This window comes from Streptomyces sp. CB02959 (assembly GCF_002803155.1).
GTDB lineage: Bacteria > Actinomycetota > Actinomycetes > Streptomycetales > Streptomycetaceae > Streptomyces.
The window spans coordinates 107,267-126,576 of the sequence record NZ_NNBP01000007.1 but is presented as its reverse complement, the minus strand read 5'-3'; the positions used below and the strand labels follow the sequence as shown (position 1 = coordinate 126,576).

Below are 19,310 nucleotides of genomic sequence, written 5' to 3'. Positions count from 1 at the left end.
GTCACCGCTCCTGGATGTGCCGGGCGAGGGCGCGCAGCGCGTCGGCGAAGTCCTCGGCCACCTTGGCGATGGTGGCCCGGTGATGCACGTTGCGCGAGAAGTACCAGGTGAAGCGGAGCTGCCCGGCCTGTACGGCGCCGACCACCTCAACCGGGTGCCGGGCCACCTCGTCGGGCCGCTGCTCACGCCCGATCGGGTCGCCGAAGGCGTGGTAGAGCCGGCTCTCCCCGGCGCGCTGGGCCTCGTCGGCCTGCCCGTGGTAGTTGAACACCACCTGCGCCGGCGGGCGTTCGGCCAGTGCGGCGCCCGGTGAGCCGGGCGGGCCCAGCCGGCGCAGCGCCCCGTAGCCGAACCCGTTGCCGGGCAGCGCGCGCAGCTGCCGGCGCACGCCCCTGATGAGCGCGGGCCAGTCGTCCGGATCGTCGCCCACGTCGAGCGCGACCGGATACTCCGTGGTGAACCAGCCGACCGTCCGGGACAGGTCGAGGTCCTCGAAGAGCTCCTCCCTGCCGTGCCCCTCGGTGTCGAACACCACCCGGCGCTCGCCCGTCCAGCGGGACAGGACACCGGCCAGCGCGGCGAACAGCACCTCCTGGAAGCGGGTGCGGAACGCCCCGGCGGACCGGCGCAGCAGCACCTCGCTGAGGTCCTCGGCCAGCTCCACCGTGACGGTCTGCACGGACTCCACCACCGCGGGTCCGGCGCCGTCGCGGGGGACCTCGGTCCCGGGCGGCAGCCCCTGCCAGTACGCGGCCTCCCCGTCCAGTGCGCCGTCGGCGACGTGCCGGGCGAGCCGGTGCGCCCACTGCCCGAAGGAGCTGCCGGGGGCCGCCAGGGACACCGGTGCGCCGGCGCGGGCCTGGACGTAGCCGTCCTCCAGGTCCGCCAGCAGGATCCGCCAGGAGACGCCGTCCACGACGAGGTGGTGCGCGGTCAGGAACAGCGCGGGCCGCTCCCCGGGCCCGAAGGTGAACAACAGCGCCGCGAGCAGCGGGCCGGAGTCCAGCGCCAGCCCGGCGTCCGCCTCGGCTGCCAACTCGTCCATCGCGGAGGCGCGTCGGCGTCCCGGCACCGCCGACAGGTCGTGCCGCCGCAGTACGTCCGCGTCCTGGGCGCCGGCCGCGTCCTGCCGCCATGCGCCGGCCTCGCGGACGAAGCGGTGGCGCAGCGCCGGGTGCCGGTCGACCAGCGCGGTCAGCGCCCGCCGCAGGGCCGCCTCGTCCGTCTCGGCGTGCAGTTCGACGAGGACGGACTGGGTGAAGTGGTGCGGGGCGAGCGGTACGGCGGCGAAGTAGTCGTGCTGGGCGGGGGTGAGCGGGATCGGGCCGCCCTCGTGGTCGTCGTGCGCGGCCGGGGCCGGGAGGGGCTCCGCCGGCCGCGCCGGGGCCCGTTCACCGGCCAGGGCGGCCAGCGGCCGGATGCTCTGGTGCACGAACAGGTCCTTCGTGGTCACCGCCAGGCCCGCCTGCCGCATCCGCTGGACGGTCTGGATGCTCAGCAGCGAGTCGCCGCCCAGCTGGAAGAAGTTGTCGTCGGTACCGACCCGGGACACGCCCAGTACGGCGGCCCAGATCTCCGCCAGGGTCCGTTCGGCGTCCGTGGCGGGCGCGCGGTAGGGGGCCGGCGCGTCGGCCGGGTCGTCCGGTTCCGCGTCCCGAGCGCCGTGCTCGGGACGGCGGCCGGTCGGCGAGGTCACCGGGTCCGCGTCGTACGCCTCGTATGCCTCGTCCGCGTCGTCCGCCTCGTCCGCCGGAATCAGGTCGGCCGCCTCGCGGTGGTCCTCCGGCACCCCGGCGAGCAGTGCCAGGAACCGGTCGGCCAGCCGCTCGACGCTCTCCGGGTCGAACAGCGCGGTGCTGTAGCCGATCGCGGCCCGCAGCCCGTCCGGCTGGTCCACGAAGTCGAAGCTGAGGTCATGGCTGACCTCCCCGCTGACGAACGGGACCTCGGCCACCGTCAGTCCGGGCAGTGCGGGCGGTGCCGACCGGTCCGTCTCCAGCCCGACGAACACCTCGACCAGCGCGTTGCGGCTCGGGTCGCGGCGCGGCCGGAGCACCTCCACCAGCCGGTCGAACGGCACGTCCGCGTGCTCGAACGCCTCCAGTGCCGTACCGCGCACCGCGTCGAGCAGTTCGCCGAAGGTGCGGTCCATGGCGACGGTGGAGCGGATCGCGACGGTGTTGACGAACAGCCCCACGACGCCTTCGAGTTCCTGCCGGGGGCGGCCCGCCGAGGGGGTGCCGACGACGATGTCCCGCTGCCCGGTCCAGCGGGCCAGCAGCAGCTGGACCGCGGCGGTCAGCACCATGAACAGCGTCGCGTCGTGGCGGCGCGCCAGCTCCTTGAGGCCGGCGGCCACCCGCGGCTCGATGTCGACCAGCAGCATCCGGCCGGCGGAGCTGCGCACCGTCGGCCGGGGCCGGTCGGTGGGCAGCGCCAGCGGGCGGACCCCGGCGAGCCGCTCGCGCCAGTAGGCCAGGTGCCCGTCCAGCGCCGGACCGGACAGCAGCCGGCGCTGCCAGACCGCGTAGTCCACGTAGCCGACCGGGAGTTCGGGGAGGGCGGGGGCGGTGCCGGTCAGCTCCGCGGTGTAGAGAACGCCGAGTTCCTCGCAGAGCACCGCCATCGAGCCGCCGTCGGTGGCGATGTGGTGGATGACCAGCAGCAGCAGGTGGTCCCGGGCGCCGAGCCGGAACAGTTCGGCGCGCAGCACCGGGCCCTCGGCCAGGCGGAACGGCCGGGCCGCGGCGCGCTCCACGTGGCCGCGCAGGACGTCCTCGCGCCGGTCCGCCGGGACGCCGGACAGGTCCGTCCGGGCACACGGCACCTCGGCCGCCGGGTGCACGACCTGCCGGGCGCCGCCGTCGACGGCCTCGTAGGTGGTGCGCAGTGCCTCGTGCCGGGCGACGAGACCGGTCAGCGCCCGTTGCAGCGCCGCGGCGTCCAGCGTCCCGCCGAGCCGGAGGCCGGTGACGATGTGGTACTCGCTGCTGTCCGGGTCGAAGTCGTGCAGGAACCACTGGCGTTGCTGGGCGGACGACAGCGGCAGCGGGGCGGTGCGGTCGGCCGGTACCAGCGGCGGGACGGTGCCGTCCGCGGGTGCCTGCCGGTCGAGGGCCGCGGCGAGCGCGGCCACCGTCGGGGTGTCGAAGAGCTGGCGGGGCGAGGGGGCCACCCCCAGGGACGCCCGGATCCGGGAGATGACCCGGATGCTGAGGATGGAGTCGCCGCCCAGCTCGAAGAAGCTGTCGTGCACGCCGACCCGTTCGACGCCCAGGACCTCCTGCCAGATGCCGCACAGCAGCAGTTCGGTGCCGTTGGCCGGCGGGACGTACGGGCGGGCGGGCTCCTGGCCGCCGGCCGGGGCCGGCAGGGCGCGCCGGGAGACGGTGCCGCTCGGTGTCATCGGCAGCGCGTCCACCACCACGTACGCGGTGGGGACCGCCGGCGCCGGCAGCCGTTCGGCGGCGAACGCCCGCAGTTCGGCGGTGTCGGGGACCCGGCCGGCGGCGGGCACCGCATAGCCCACCAGGCGGGCCGGACCGCCGTCGTCCCGGCGGACCGCGGCGGCTGCCGCCGAGACGTCCGGGTGCCGGGCCAACACGGCCTCCACCTCGCCGAGTTCGACCCGGAAACCACGGACCTTGACCTGGTCGTCGACCCGGCCCAGGCATTCGAGGTTGCCGTCGGCGCGCCAGCGCGCCAGGTCGCCGGTGCGGTACATCCGGGCGCCCGGCCCGGGCGCGAACGGGTCGTCGAGGAATCGTTCGGCGGTCAGCTCCGGGCGGCCCAGATAGCCGCGGGAGACACCGTCGCCGGCGATGTAGCACTCGCCGACGACACCGGTGGGCACCGGGCGCATCCGGGCGTCCAGGACGTGGATCCGGGTGTTCGCCAGCGGCCGGCCGACCGGGACGAACGCGGCGTCCCCCAGCGGGTCCCGGCCGAGCTGGAACACCGTGGAGTCGACCGTGGTCTCGGTCGAGCCGTACGCGTTGACCAGGACCGTGCCCGGTGCCAGCCCGGCGAGGATCTCGGCGGCGGCGTCGGCCGGCCATCCCTCGGACCCGACCATCAGCACCCGCAGCGCCTCCGGCCGGACCCCGCGCCAGGTCAGCTCGGCGACCATCGCCCGCGCCAGCGTCGGCACGGTCACCATCAGCTGGGCCCGGCTCTCCAGGAGCAGGTCGGTCAGCGCCACCTGGTCGGCGACCGCGTCCTGCGGGCAGATCACCATCGTCCCGCCGAACAGGGCGGAGAGCAGGAAGTCGCTGAAGAACAGGTCGACCGAGATGCTGGAGACGGACAGCGCCCGTGGCCGCAACGCGGTGAGCCCGTACCGCCGGTCCCAGCCGTGCACCATGTGGTGGACGTGCCGGTGCTCGACCATCACGCCCTTGGGCCGGCCGGTGGTGCCGGAGGTGTAGATGACGTACGCCAGGTCCTCGGGCGTCACCGCGGTGTGCGGCGGATCGGTGGGAAGGCACCGCAGCAGCGGCTGTTCGCGGTCCAGGCAGACCGTGGCGGCCCCGTGCCCGGCGACCCGGTCGAGCAGCCGCTCCTCGGTCACCACGACCGGAACCGCGGCGTCCGCCAGCATGGTCGCCAGCCGCTCCGCCGGATAGGCCGGGTCCAGCGGCACGAACGCGCCGCCGGCCCGCAGCACACCCAGCAGCGCCACCACGGCGTCCACCCCGCGGTCGGCGCAGACCCCGACCAGCGTGCCGGGGCCGACCCCCAGGCCGACCAGGTGATGGGCCAGCTGGTTGGCGCGGGACTCCAGTTCGGCGAAGGTCAGCCGCCGCTCGGCGTCGGTGACCGCCACCGCGTCCGGGGTGCGGGCCGCCCGCTCGGCGAACACCTCGTGCACCGGCCGGGGCGGCGGGACGGCGACGGCGGTGTCGTTCCACTGCACCAACAGGCGCGCCCGCTCGGCCGCGTCCAGCAGCGGGAGGTCGTCCATCGGGGTGTCCGGGGCGGCGGCGATGCCGTCGAGCAGCGTCGCCAGGTGCCCGCTCATCGCACGCACGGTGGCCTCGTCGAACAGGTCCGGGTCGTAGCCCAGGTTCAGGTGCAGGGTGTCGGCCGCGTACGCGGTCAGGGTGAGCGCGTAGTTGGTGACCTCGTCGCCCTGGAACGTGCCCAGCCCGAGTCCGTGCGCGGCGGCGGCGTCGCCGTCGTAGGGGTAGTTCTCGAAGACCACGATGCTGTCGAAGAGGTTGGTGCCGACCGGTACGCCGCTCGCGCGCTGGATCTGCGCCAGCGACACGTGCTCGTACTGCCGGGAGTCGAGCTGCTCGCCCTGCAGGCGCCGCAGCCACGTCACGGCCGGGGTGCCGTCGATCCTCGCCCGCACCGGGACGGTGTTGATGAACAGGCCGGCCATCGCTTCGGCGCCCGGCAGGGTCGCCGGGCGGCCGGAGACGGTGGTGCCGAAGCAGATGTCGTCGGTGCCGGAGTAGCGGGCCAGCAACGCCGCCCAGGCGCCCTGCACCAGCGTGTTGACGGTCAGCCGGGCCGCCCGGGCGGCCCGCGTCAGCTGCGCGGAGCGCTCGGCGGACAGCGCACACCGCACCTCGCGGGAGGAGCGGGTGCCGTGCGCCTTCACCGGCTGCCGGTCGAAGGGCAGCGGGGTGGGCACGGTGAAGCCGTCGACCACCGACCGCCAGTGCGCCCGCGCCGCCTCCTGGTCCTGTGCGGCCAGCCAGCGCAGGTAGTCGCGGTACGGACGGCGGGCCGGGACGACCGGCTGCGGGCCTCCGGTCAGCGCGGCGTAGCGGGCGCACACCTCCGACAGCAGCCCGGCGAAGCTCCAGCCGTCCATCAGGATGTGGTGCGAGGTCCAGTACATCTGCACCGCGGTGTCGCTCGACCGGACCAGGGTCAGCCGCAGCGCGGGCGGCCGCGCGAGGTCGATGGCGGCCTCCGTGCGCCGCGCCCAGAGCTCGTCCAGGGCGGTCTGCCGGTCCGCCGCGGTCCGGGCCCGCAGGTCGTGGTGGGTCACCGGCACCCGGGCGGTGCGGTGCACCACCTGCAGCGGCTCGGCGACGTCCTGCCAGACGATCGCGGTGCGCAGCGCGGGTGTGCGGTCCACCACCTGCTGCCAGGCCGCGGCCAGCGCCCCGGGGTCGGTGACCCCGTCGACCCGTACGCCGAAGTGCCCGGTGTACGGGTCGCGTCCGGACTCGCTCAGCGCGTGGAAGAGCATGCCGCTCTGCATCGGCGTGAGCGGGTAGATGTCCTCGACCGCCCGGCCATCGCCCGCGATCCGGTCCACGGTGGCCTGGTCGAGGGCGGCCAGCGGGAAGTCGGAGGGGGTGGCGCCGCCGGAGCCGGGCTCGGCGCAGTGCGCCACGATCGCCTCCAGCGCGGCCATGAACGCCATCGCGAGCCGTTCGATCGTCTCGGTGCGGTGCCGGTCGGCCGAGTACGTCCAGTCGAACTCCAGCCGGCCGCCGGTCACCTGTCCGTTGATCTCCAGCAGGTGGGGGCGGCGCTGGTCCGCGGCCCGTTCGGCGCCCGGGCTGTCCAGCAGCGCCCGGGCCAGGCCGCCGGATCCGGTGTCCGCCTCCAGCCGGCCGAGGTAGTTGAAGCCGACCTCGGGTTCCGGGCCCGTGGGGAGCCGGGTGCCGGGGCCGGCGAGGTGGCGCAGCACGCCGTGGCCCAGGCCGCCCCGCGGGATCGCCCGCAGTTGCTCCTTGACGCTCTTGAGGACCGTCCCCCAGTCGCGGTGGTCCGGCATCCGCAAGGTGACCGGGTAGACGGTGGTGAACCACCCGACGGTGCGGGTGAGGTCGACGTCGTCGAAGAGGTCCTCCCGGCCGTGGCCCTCCAGGGCGACCAGGACCCGGTCGCCGCCCGTCCAGTCGGCCAGCACCCGGCCCAGCGCGCTCAGCAGCACGTCGTTGATCTGGGTGCGGTACGCCTCGGGCACCTGCCGGAGCAGGGCGTCGGTGGCCCGGGCGGAGAGCCGGGCGGTGACTTTGCGGGCCGCTCCGGCGGTGTTGCCGTCCGCGGCCCCGGCCATGTCCACCGGGAGCGGCGCGGCCTCTCGTGCCGCCTCCACCGCGGCTTCCCAGTAAGGGAGTTCGTCGTGCAGACCGCCCTCGGTGGCGTGCCGGGACAGTCGGCGCGACCAGTCGCGGAACGAGGTGGTGCGGGGGCCCAGGTCGACCGGGCGGCTCGCCAGGGCCTGACGGTAGCCGGTCTCCAGGTCCGCCAGGAGGATGCGCCAGGACATTCCGTCGACGACGAGGTGGTGGGCGACGAGGTACAGCCGGGCCGGCCGGGTGGCCCCCAGGGCGAACAGCCGGGCGCGCAGCAGCGGGCCCCCGGCGAGGTCGAACCCCTTCTGGGCGGCGTCGATCGCGGCCGCCATCATGGCGTCCTGCGCCTGCGGGGACCGGTCGGACAGGTCGACCGGGACGAGGAGTTCACCGGTCTCGGCGGCGGCGTTGTGCAGCCGCCACCGGTCGCCGTCGGGCGCCGCGCGCAGCCGCAGCGCGTCGTGGTGCGCGGTCAGCGCGGCCAGCGCGGTGCGCAGCGCCCCGTGGTCCGGCTCCTCCCCCAGCTCCAGGTAGAGCGACTGGTTGAACTGCCCCAGACTGGCGCCGAGGGTGTCGAAGAACCAGTGCTGGATGGGGGTGAGCGGGACCTCGCCGGTGACCGGCCCGTGGTCCGGCGCGTCCGGCGGGGCGGCCGCGGTGCCGGCCTCGGCGGCCAGGTCGGCGATGGTCTGCCGCAGGAAGGTCTGCTTGGCGGTCACCCGCAGCCCGGCGGCCCGGGCCCGCGCCACCACCTGCAGGCTGAGGATGGAGTCCCCGCCCAGGTCGAAGAAGTTGTCCTCGACGCCGATGTCGGTGACGCCGAGGACCTCGGACCAGATGCGGGCCAGCGTCCGCTCCGCCGGGGTGCGCGGTGCGACCCGGGGGCCGTGGCCCGCCCGGCCGAGGTCGGGCGCCGGCAGTGCCCGCCGGTCGACCTTCCCGTTGGCGTTCTGCGGCAGCCGGTCCAGCAGGACGACGACCGAGGGCACCATGTGCTCGGGCAGCGCTCCGCGGGCGAACTCCCGCAGCCGGGCGCCGGTTTCGGCGTCCGCGGGGCCGGTCGGGGCCGACGGTACGGCGTAGGCGACCAGGCGGCGGGTGCCCCGTTCGTCCTCGTGGACCGCGGCGGCCACCGCCGTGAGCCCGTCGTGGCGGGACAGCACGGCCTCGACCTCGCCGAGTTCGATCCGGAAGCCGCGCAGTTTGACCTGGTCGTCGGTGCGGCCGAGGTAGTCCAGGTCGCCGCCGGGCAGCCAGCGGGCGCGGTCGCCGGTGCGGTACATCCGGCTGCCGGGCGGGCCGTAGGGGTCGGCGACGAAGCGTTCCGCGGTGAGCGCGTGCCGTCCCAAGTAGCCGCGGGCCAGCGCGGTGCCGGAGAGGTACACCTCGCCGGGGACACCGGCGGGCACCGGGCGCAGCCGGTCGTCCAGGACGCTGACCCGGACGCCGGACAGCGGACGGCCGACGGGCACCGTGTCGCCGACGGTGTCCGGGGTCAGCGGGCGGCTCATACTGGCGCAGACCGTGGACTCGGTCGGACCGTAGGCGTTGATCATGCGGTGGTGGGCGGACCAGGCGCGGGCCACCGCGGCCGGGCAGGCCTCGCCCGCCACGATGAGCGTCAGGTCCTCGGGCAGCGTTCCCGGGGTGAGCACGGACAGCGCGCCGGGCGGCAGCGTCACGTGCGTGACGCGGTGTGCGGGCAGCAGTTCGGCCAGTGGCGCGCCGGGCAGGATCCGCTCCTGGTCGACGACCACCAGCGCGCCCCCGGACAGCAGTGCCATCCCGAACTCGGAGACGCCCGCGTCGAATCCGAGCGCGGCGAACGAGAGCACCCGGGCGCCGGGGCCGGTACGGAAGTGCGCCGACTGGGCCGCCACCAGGCCGTGCACACCGGCGTGGGTGACCACCACGCCCTTGGGGCGGCCGGTCGAGCCGGAGGTGTAGACGACGTACGCCGGGTGGCCGGGCAGCAGCGGGGCGGGCAGCTCACCGGCGGTCAGCGGGGCGGCGGAGTGCCGGGCGGCGGCGGTGCGGGCCTCGGGCCCGTCGAGCATCAGTGCGGGGGCTCCGAGGTCGGCCCCGCCGTCGAAGCCGGCCGCGGTGAGCACCAGCAGCGGCCGGGCGTCCTCGACCATCAGCCGGTTCCGTTCGACCGGGTTCCCGGGGTCCAGCGGCAGATGGGCGGCGCCGGCCTTGAGGACCGCGAGGGTCGCCACGACGGCCTCCGCGGAGCGTGGCAGCGCCACCGCCACCAGGGCCTCCGGCCCGGCCCCGCGGGCCAGCAGCAGCCGCGCCAACCGGTTGGTGCGGGCGTCCAGTTCGGCGTAGCTGAGGGTCTCCCGGTCGGACACCAGCGCCTCGGCGCCGGGGGTGCGGGCCACCTGCGCGGCGAAGAGCTCCGGGACGGTGCGGGCCGGTCGGCCGGGCCCGGAGTGCGGCCACTCCTCGGTCACCTCGCGCAGCTCGCCGGCCGGCAGCACGGCCAGCTCCGCCACGGGGGCGGTGGGCCGCAGCGTCAGGTCGTCGAGCAGGGTGAGGAGTTGGGCCGCGGTGCGCGCGGCGGTGTCGGCGTCGAACAGGTCGGTGTTGTAGGTGAGGTGCCCGTCGAGCCGGCCGTCCCGCTCGGTGAAGTCGAAGGCCAGCTCCATGCTGGAGGTGACCACCGGCGGCAGCACCTCCTCGATCCGCAGCCCGGGCGGCGGTGTCCCGGTGCGCGGGGTGTTGTGGAGGTTCACCGCGACCTCGGCCAGCGGTGGCCGGCTGGGGTCGCGCTCCGGGCGCAGCGCCTCGACGACCCGCTGGAACGGCACGTCCTCGTGCGCGAAGGCGTCCAGGACCGTGCCGCGCACCGCCGTCAGCAGCTCGGTGAACGGCCGCTCCTCCGCGATGCGGGCCCGGAGCACCAGGTTGTTGACGAAGAAGCCGACGAGGTGGTCGGTCTCCGGCCGTCCGCGGCCGGCCGCCGCGGTACCCACCGCCAGGTCCCGCTGCCCGGACCGGCGGGCCAGCAGCAGCTGGACCGCGGCGACCAGCGTCATGAACAGGGTGGCGCCGTGCGCCCGGCCGAGCGCCTTGAGCCGGGCGGTGAGGGGCGTCGGGACCTCGAAGGTGTGCAGTGCGCCGGCGCTGGTGCGCACCGGCGGCCGCGGCCGGGTCGTCGGCAGGTCCAGCGGTGTCAGCCCGGCCAGCGTGCGCCGCCAGTGGTCGAGCCCGGTGGCCAGCCGTTCCGCGGTCAGCCGGTCGTGCTGCCAGGCGGCGACGTCGGCGAAACGCAGCGGGAGTTCGGGCAACCGGGCCTGTTCCCCGCGCACCGCCGCGGTGTACAGGGCGGTCAGCTCGCCCTGGAGGACGCCGGTGGACCAGCCGTCGGTGACGATGTGGTGCAGGCCCAGCGCCAGGACGTGCTCCTCGGCGGCCAGCCGGATCAGTTGGGTCCGCAGCACCGGTCCGCGGCGCAGGTCGAACGGGCGCCGCGCCTCGGCCAGCAGCAGGGTGTGCAGCGCGTCGTCCCGTTCGTCGCCGGCCGCCGCCGACAGGTCGACGAGGGGCAGCTCCGGCTTCCCTGCCGGGTGCACGGTCTGCTCCGCGCGGCCGTCACGGGAGTCGAAGGTGGTGCGCAGCGCACCGTGCCGGGCGACGATCCCGGTGAGGGCCGCGGTCAGCGCGTCGAGGTCGAGCCGGCCGTGCAGGCGCAGCACCCGCAGGGTGTTGTACTCGTTGCTGTCCGGTTCGAGTTCGTGCAGGTACCACAGGCGTTCCTGGGCGGGTGAGAGCGGCGCCGGGCCGTCGTGCCCGAGGCGCGGGACCTCCTCGGCGCCGGGCGCCGCGGACGCCTGTCCGGCGAGCCGGGCGCGCAGCAGTTCCTGTGCGTGTGCGGGCAGCGCGGCGGTGCGTGCGGCGCGCGACTGCGGGACGGTGGTCGGGTTCTCGGGCAGGTCCGCTGCAGAGCTGGTCATAGGGCGCCGCCTCCGACGGCTTCTTCCAACTGCGCCAGGATCGTGTCCTCCAGGCGCTCGGCGAGTACGGCGATGGTGGGGGCGTCGAAGAAGTCGCGGGGGGAGATCTCCACGCCGAACGCACCGCTGATCCGCGCCATCAGTCGCAGGCTGGTGACGGAGTCGCCGCCGAGGTCGAAGAAGTCGTCCTCGACCCCGACCCGCGGGAGTCCCAGCAGCTCCGCCCACATGGCGGCCAGGGCCTCCTCGGTGGGGGTCCGGGGGGCGATCGGTTCCGCGGTGGTCAGGCCGGCCGGGTCCGGTGCGGGCAGTGCCCGGGCGTCGACCTTGCCGGTCGGGCCGAGCGGCAGCGCCGCCAAGGTGACCAGGGCCGACGGCACCATGTAGCCGGGGAGTTCGCCGTGCAGGGCGCGCAGCAGCGCGGTGGGTTCGGGGCCGTCTCCCTCGGCGGTGGTCCCGTCCGGCACGACGTAGCCGACCAGTCGCCTGTGCCCGCTGCCGTCGTCCCGGGCGACCACCGCCGCCTCCGCGACGCCGGGCTGCCGCAGCAGGGCGCTCTCCACCTCGGCGGGCTCCACCCGGTAGCCCCGGATCTTGACCTGGTCGTCCACCCGGCCGGCGAACTCCAGCCGCCCCTCGGGGGTCCAGTGCACCAGGTCACCGGTGCGGTAGAGGCGGCTGCCGGGTGGGCCGAACGGGTCGGCGACGAAGCGCTGCGCGGTGAGGTCCGGGCGGCCCAGGTAGCCGCGGGCCAGCCCGGCACCGCCGAGGTACAGCTCTCCGGTGACGCCGACCGGCACCGCGGCCAGCCGCTCGTCGAGCACGTAGCAGCGGGTGTTGGGCACCGGCGGGCCGAGCGGCACCCGGCGGCCGGTCACCGCGGGGTCGACGCGGTGCAGTGCCACGGACAGGGTCGCCTCGCTGGGTCCGTAGATGTTGAACAGCCGCCGGTCCCGGGCCCATTCACGGGCGAGCTCGGGCGCCAGCACGTCACCGGCCAGTCCCAGGCTGCGTACGCCGGGCAGCGCCGCCGCGTCCAGTACGGCGGCCACCGCGGGCGGCAGGGTCAGCGCGGTGATCGACTCCGCGCGCAGTTGCTCGGCGAGCCGGGCCGGGCTCTGCCGCGCCTCGGGCGCCGCGATGACGAGGGTGGCTCCGGCCGTCAGTGTCAGGAAGACCTCCCAGACGCCGCCGTCGAAGCTCATCGTGTAGAACTGCAGCATCCGGCTGTCGGGGCCGAGGGCGTAGAGCCGGATGGCCTCGGTGACGATGTTGAACAGCGAGCGGTGCTCCACCATCACCCCCTTCGGGCGGCCCGTCGAGCCCGAGGTGTAGGTGACATAGGCCAGGTCACCGGCGTCGCCGAGGAGTTCCGGCGCGGTGTCCGGGTGGGTGGCGACGGCCGGTAGGTCCCGGTCCACGCACACCACCCGGGCGTCCGTCGGGGGCAGCCCGGCCAGCAGGTGCTCCTGGGTGAGCAGGACCGCGGGCCGGGACTCGGCGACCATGGCGGCCAGCCGCTGCGCCGGGAACTCCGGGTCGAGCGGTACGTACCCGGCGCCCGCCTTCAGGGTCGCCAAGATGGCCACCACGACCTCGGCGCTGCGCTCCACGGCGATCCCGACAAGCGCGTCCCGGTCGACGCCGGCGGCCCGTAGGTGGTGCGCCAACTGGTTGGCCCGCCGGTCCAACTCGCCGTAGGTGAGGTGCCGTTGTCCGTCGACGACGGCCACGGCGTCGGGCTGGGCAGCGGCCCGTTCGGCGATGACCGCGTCCAGTCGGCGGTCGACCGGGTACGCCGAGGCGGTGTCGGTCCAGGTGTCCAGGAGGGTGTGCCGCTCCGCGGCGGTGAGCCAGGGCAGCGCGCGGAGCGGGCGGTCGGGGTCCCGGGCGGTCTCGGTCAGCAGGGTGCGCAGGTGCCCGGCCAGCCGCTCGACGGTGCCGGGGTCGAACAGCGCGGTGTCGTGGACCAGCACCACGGACAGCTCGTCGCCGGCGTACACGATGGCGCTCAGTGGGTAGTTGGAGGTGTTGCCGGCCTCGATCGCGTCGAGCCGGAGGCCGTACCGGCCGGCGACGCCCACGTCGGCAGGGAAGTTCTCGAAGGCCAGCACGCTGTCGAACAGGGCGCCGCCCGAGCGCTCCGGGGCCCACCCCTGCACCTGGGCGAGGGAGACCTGCTCGTGGGCGCGCGCCTCGGCCTGCTCGTCCTGCACCCGGCGCAGCCACGTCGCCAGGTCGGCGTCCGGGTCCACCTCGATGCGCACCGGCAGGGTGTTGATGAACAGCCCGATCACCGACTCGGCACCGGCCAGTTCGTCCGGCCGGCCGGCGACCGTCGCGCCGAACAGCACGTCCCGCTCGCCGCCGTAGCGGGCGAGCAGCAGTGCCCACAGGCCCTGCAGCACGGTGTTCAACGTGACCCCGGCGCGCTTGGCGACCTCCCCGAGGCGGGCGGTCTCCACTGCCGACAGCCGCAGCGTGCGGGTGGCGTCGGAGGCGGTCCGGTGGGTGGCGGTGCGCGGCCGGTCGTACGGCAGCGGGGTGGGCGACCGGCGTCCGGCGAGCGCCGCCCGCCAGTACGTTTCGGCGGCGGCGCCGTCCTGCGCGGCGAGCCAGCCGACGAACTCGGCGTAGGCGTGCCGCTCCGGCGCGGTGTAGGGCATGCCGTCGGCGAGCGCGGCGTACTCCCCGATCGTCTCGGCGAGCACCTGCAGCGCGCTCCAGCCGTCCAGCAGGAGGTGGTGGAAGGTCCACACCAGTTGGACCCGGTCGGCGCCGAGCCGGGCGAGGGCGAGCCGCATCAGCGGTGCGCGGTGCAGGTCCAGTCCCCGCGCCCGGTCCTCGGCCAGGTAGCGGGTGAGCGCCGCCCGCCGCCCGGTCTCGTCCAGCGCCGTCCAGTCCAGGTGCGCCACGGGTATCCGCGCGGCGGACCGGACGACCTGGAGGGGTTCGTCGAGCCCGGTCCAGAACAGGTCGGTGCGCAGCATCGGGGTGCGGTCCACCACCCGCTGCCAGGCGTCGGCGAGCAGCTCCGGCGCGCGGATGTCGTCCAGTACGAAGCGGAACTGCTCGACGTACAGGCCGCGTTCGGTGTCCATCAGGTTGTGGAAGAGCAGCCCGCTCTGCATGGGGGTGAGCGGATAGGCGTCCTCGGCCGGGGCTCCGGCGGCGCTCAGTCGCGCGATGCCCGCCGCGTCGAGGCCGCTCAGCGCGAAGGCCCGGCCGGTCGTCTGCCGGTCCGGTTCGGCGGGCTGCCGGTCGACCGTCACGACCGGGCTGAGCGCGGCGATGGTCTGTAGCCGGAACAGGTCCTTGGACGCCAGCCGCAGACCGGCCTTCCGGGCCCGGACCGCGGCCTGCAGTCCGGCGATCGAGTCGCCGCCCAGGGTGAAGAAGTTGTCGTGCACGCCGACCCGTTCGACGTCGAGGACCTCGGCCCAGACGGCGGCCAGGGTCTCCTCGACCGCGTTGCGGGGCGCGGCGTAGGCGCTGCCGCCCGCGGGCGGCTCCGGGTCGGGCAGCGCCCGCCGGTCGATCTTGCCGTTGGCGGTCAGCGGCAGCGCGTCGAGCGCCACGAAGCGGGACGGGACCATGTACTCCGGCAGCACGGCGGCGAGGTGCCCGGCCAGTTCGTCCGGGTCGGGTGCCGCGCCCCGGTCGGGCACCAGGTAGGCCACCAGCGCCCGGCGGCCCGGTGCGGGCTCCCGCACCGTGACGAAGACCTGGGCGATCCCGGGGCGGCGGGCCAGCACGCTCTCGATCTCGCCCAACTCGATCCGGTATCCGCGCAGTTTGACCTGGTTGTCGGCGCGGCCGAGGAAGTCCAGCGTGCCGTCCGGCAGCCAGCGGACGATGTCGCCCGTGCGGTACATCCGCGTTCCGGGCGGCCCGAACGGGCAGCCCACGAACCGCTCGGCGGTCAGGTCGGGGCGGTCGGCGTAGCCGCGGGCAAGCCCCGCGCCGGCCAGGTACAGCTCGCCGGGCACCCCGACGGGGACCGGGTGGAGCCGGTCGTCGAGGACGTAGGCGGCGGTGTTGTGCAGGGGTGCGCCGATGGACGGCAGGCCGGCGGGCGCGTCGGCGCCGAGCGGCTCGACCGCGGCCTGTGTCGCGGCCACCGTCGCCTCCGCCGGGCCATAGGCGTTGACCAGCGTGAACGGCAGGCCCGGCGGGGGCCTGCGGCGCAGCGTGTCGCCGATGACCAGGACGGTGCGCAGTCGGGTCCCGGTGATCGCCGGGACGTCCAGCAGCGACTCGATGCGCGGTGTCGGCAGGTAGGCGACGGTGGTGCCGCGCTCGGTGAACCACTCGACCAGCGCCGTCGGGTCGTCCAGCGTCTCCTGGTCGGGCTGGTCCACCCGGGCACCCGCGCACAGATACGGCCACACCTCGCCGACCGCGACGTCGAAGGCGAGCCCGACCACCGAGGAGGCGCGGTCGCGCGGGCGGATGTCCCACGCGTCGTTGTGCCAGGCGCAGTAGTCGGTCAGCGCGCCGTGCGGCACCGCCACGCCCTTGGGGCGGCCGGTGGAGCCGGAGGTGTGGACGATGTACGCGAGGTCGTCGGGGCCGGTCGCGACGCCGGGGTCGTCCGTGGGGCGGCCGGCGATCTCCGGCGCCGCCGCGTCGAGGTCGACGACGGCCGTCCGGGTGTCCGGGAGCCCCGCGGCCCGCTCGCCGGTGGTCAGCAGCACCGGCGTGCCGGTCTCCGTGAGGAGCCGGCCGAGCCGCGCCGCGGGGGTGTCCGGCGCGGTCGGTACGTAGGCGCCGCCGGCCTTGAGCACCGCGAGCATCGCCACGATCAGCTGTGGCCGGCGGTCCAGGTTCAGCACCACCGGGGTGCCCCGGCCCACCCCGAGGCCGATCAGGTGGTGCGCCAACTGGTTTGCGCGGGACTCCAGTTGGGCGTAGCTCAGGGACTCGGTGCGGTGCGTCACGGCTAGCGCGTCCGGGGTGCGGCGCGCCTGTGCGGCGAACTGCCGGTGCACGCCCAGCATCGTGGGCAGTGGGGTGGCGGTGTCGTTCCAGCCGTGCAGCAGGGTCCGGCGCTCCTCCGCGGTCAGCAGCGGAAGGTCGTGCAGGGGGGTCCGCGGGGCGGTGCGGACGGCGTCCAGCAGCACCCGCAGGTGGCCGGCCAGCCGCTCGGCGGTCGCCGCGTCGAACAGGTCGGTGTTGTACTCGACCGCGACCTCCAGCGCGCCGGCCCGCTCGGTGACGTCCACCGTGAGGTCGAAGATCGCGGCCGGTCTCGGCAGCGCGAGGGGCTCGGTGCGCAGCCCGGCGAACTCCTCCGCGGCGGCCGGGGCGTTCTGCAGCAGCAGCATCGCCTGCACCACCGGAGTGCGGCTCGGGTCGCGCTCGACCCCCAGCGCGTCCACGACCTGGTCGAACGGCACGTCCTGGTGGGCGAAGGCGCCGAGCACGGTCTGCCGCACCTCGCCGAGGAAGGTGTCGAACGGCAGCTCGCCGCGGACGTCGGAGCGCAGCACCACGGTGTTGATGAACGCGCCGACCAGGTGCTCGACCTGGGGGTGGTCACGGCCCGAGACGGCGGTGCCCAGGGCGATGTCCCGCTGCCCTGACCAGCGCGCGAGCAGGATCTGCAGCGCGGCGGTCAGCGTCATGAAGAGCGTGGCGCCGTGGGCGGCGCCGAGCTCCTTGAGTCCGGTGACCAGTCGGCGGTCGAGGGTGCAGCGGTACACGGCGCCGGCCGAGGTCCGCACCGCGGGCCGGGGCCGGTCGGTGGGCAGTTGCAGCGGCGTGATGTCCTTCAACTGGCCACGCCAGTAGTCGAGTTGAGGTTCCAGTCGGCCGTCGGCGGCGAGCGTGCGCTGCCAGGCCGCGTAGTCGCCGTAGCCGACCGGCAGCGCCGGCAGCTCAACGGGGGCGTCGTGGAGCGCGGCGTGGTAGCGGGTGCTCAGCTCGTCGGTGATCAGCCCCATCGACCAGCCGTCGGTGGCGAGGTGGTGCGCCCCGACCACCAGGACGTGATCGCGGTCGTCGCGGTTGATCAGCAGCACCCGCAGCACCGGCCCGGCGGTCAGGTCGAACGGCCGGGCCACCTCCTCGGCCAGCAGCCTCCGTTGCGCGGCGTCCCGTTCCTCGCCGGGGAGCGCGGTGAGGTCGTGGACGTACAGCGGCACCGGGCCGCGCTCGGCCGGGGCGATCACCGCGGCGGGTCGACCATCGCGGGACACCACGGTCGTCCGCAGCGGCTCGTGGCGGGCGATCAGCCCGGCCAGGGCGGTGCGCAGCGCCGCGGTGTCGAGGGGGCCGCGCAGCCGCAGGGCGGCGTGCACGTTGTACTCGACCTCGTCCGGGTCGAGTTCGTGGAACAGCCAGAACCGCTGCTGGGTGAAGGACAGCGGCAGCGCGCCGGTGCGGGGCGCGGCGGGTATCCGCGTCGCCTCCGGTGCGGCGGCCGCCGGGCGGCGCCGGGCCAGTGCGCGGACGGTGGGGGCGGCGAAGAACTCCGCGGCGGTCAGCCGCAGCCCGAGGGCGGTGCGCATCCGCGACAGCACCCGCACCACGGACAGCGAGTCGCCGCCCAGCTCGAAGAAGTCGTCCTCGGCGCCTACCTGTTCGGCGCCGAGCACCTCCCGCCAGATGCCGGCCAGCGCCTCCTCGGTGGCGCCCTCGGGTGCCGTGTACGCGGCGTCGACGCGGTCCTCGCGGGTCGGCGCGGGCAGCGCCCGGCGGTCCAGCTTGCCGTTGGCGGTCAGCGGGAAGGCCGCCATGGTGTGGAAGGCGGTGGGGATCATGTAGCCGGGCAGCCGGGTGGCCAGCGCGGCGCGCAGCCGGGACGGGGTGGGCCGTCCGTCGCCGGACGGCACCAGGTACGCCACCAGCCGGCGCTCCCCCGACTCGTCGTCGTGCACCACCACGGCGGCCTGATCGACCGAGGGGTGCTGGGTCAGCGCGTGGGAGATCTCGCCCAGCTCGATCCGGAAGCCGCGGATCTTGACCTGGTCGTCGCTGCGCCGCAGGTACGCCAGGCCGCCGTCGGGCAGTCTGCGCACCAGGTCGCCGGAGCGGTACATCCGGGCGCCGGGCGGGCCGAACGGGCAGGCCACGAAGCGCTCCGCGGTCAGCCCCGGCCGGCCCGCGTAGTTGCGGGCGAGACCGGGCCCGGCCACGTACAGCTCGCCCCCGGCCCCCACGGGCACCGGCCGCAGCTCCTCGTCCAGCACGTGGAAGGCCAGGTCGGGGAGGGCGACGCCGACGGCGCTGCCCTCGGCGCGGGCCGCCCGCTCGCGGTCCAGCGCCAGGAAGGACGCATGCACCGTGGTCTCGGTGATGCCGTACATGTTGACCAGCGTCGGACCGTCGGCGGTGCCGTCGTCGTGCCGCTCGTACCAGTCGGCGAGCTTGCCGAGGTCCAGCGCCTCGCCGGCGAAGACGACGTAGCGCAGGGCGAGCCGGGCGCCGAGTTCGGGGTTCTCCCGGTCGGCGGCCATCAGCTGGTAGAACGCCGACGGCGTCTGGTTGAGGACGGTGACCTGCTCCTCGACCAGCAGCCGCAGGAAGTCGGCGGGCGCGCGGGTGGTGGCGTGCGGGACGACCACCAGTTTGCCGCCGTGCAGCAGCGCGCCCCAGATCTCCCAGACGGACACGTCGAAGGCGAACGAGTGGAACAGCGGCCAGACGTCGCGCTCGTGGAAGCCGTACCAGTGGGCGGTGGACGACAGCAGCCGCGCCACGTTGCCGTGCGGGACGACCACGCCCTTGGGCCGGCCGGTCGAGCCCGAGGTGTAGATGACGTAGGCGGGGTTCTCAGGGGAGCGGGGGGCGGCCGGTGCGGGCGTCGTGGCCGCTCCGGTCCCGCGCCGGGCCGCCGCCTCGGCCGCCGCCCGCTCCCAGGCGTCCATGACCAGCCAGTCCGTCCCGGCCGCGGCCGGCTCATCGGCCAGGCCGGTCCGGACGGCGCCGGTCGTGACGGTCGTCACCGGGCGGGAGTCGCCGAGGATGTAGGCGATGCGGTCGGCCGGGTACTCCGGGTCGATCGGGATGTAGCCGGCGCCGGACTTCAGCACGGCCAGGATCGCCACGACCAGGTCGGCGGAGCGGGGCAGCAGCAGCGCGACGAACCGCTCCGGTCCCGCGCCGCGCTCGGCCAGCACGGCGGCCAACCGCTCCGCCCGGTCGTCGAGTTCCCGGTAACTCACCGCTCGGCCCTCGAAGGCCACCGCCGTGCGGTCCGGTGTCCTCGACACCTGCTCGGCGAACAATTCATCCAGGCGGCGTGCGCGCCCCTCACCCATGGAAACCCCCCTCAGCCGACATGGTCTACGGTGCCTGCGCG

At 75.3% G+C, this 19,310-nt stretch carries 2 protein-coding genes; both read right to left on the bottom strand.

The genetic code is table 11. The annotated features are described in order from the left end of the window. Position 1 precedes the first annotated feature (1 nt). The gene (locus CG747_RS13705) at positions 2 to 11,005 is read right to left on the bottom strand and encodes a non-ribosomal peptide synthetase (RefSeq protein ID WP_100601993.1); all 11,004 of its coding nucleotides are present in this window, start codon (positions 11,003 to 11,005) and stop codon (positions 2 to 4) included. Continuing rightward, on the bottom strand, positions 11,002 to 19,269 hold the full coding sequence (locus tag CG747_RS13700) for a non-ribosomal peptide synthetase (protein ID WP_100601992.1): 8,268 nt from the start codon (positions 19,267 to 19,269) through the stop codon (positions 11,002 to 11,004). The genes CG747_RS13705 and CG747_RS13700 overlap by 4 nt, the downstream gene beginning before the upstream one ends. Positions 19,270 to 19,310: the final 41 nt, after the last annotated feature.

Bases quoted from the DNA above. Each gene is read 5' to 3' on its own strand.
- CG747_RS13705 (WP_100601993.1), bottom strand. From the start codon at position 11,005: ATGACCAGCTCTGCAGCGGACCTGCCCGAGAACCCGACCACCGTCCCG.
- CG747_RS13700 (WP_100601992.1), bottom strand. From the start codon at position 19,269: ATGGGTGAGGGGCGCGCACGCCGCCTGGATGAATTGTTCGCCGAGCAG.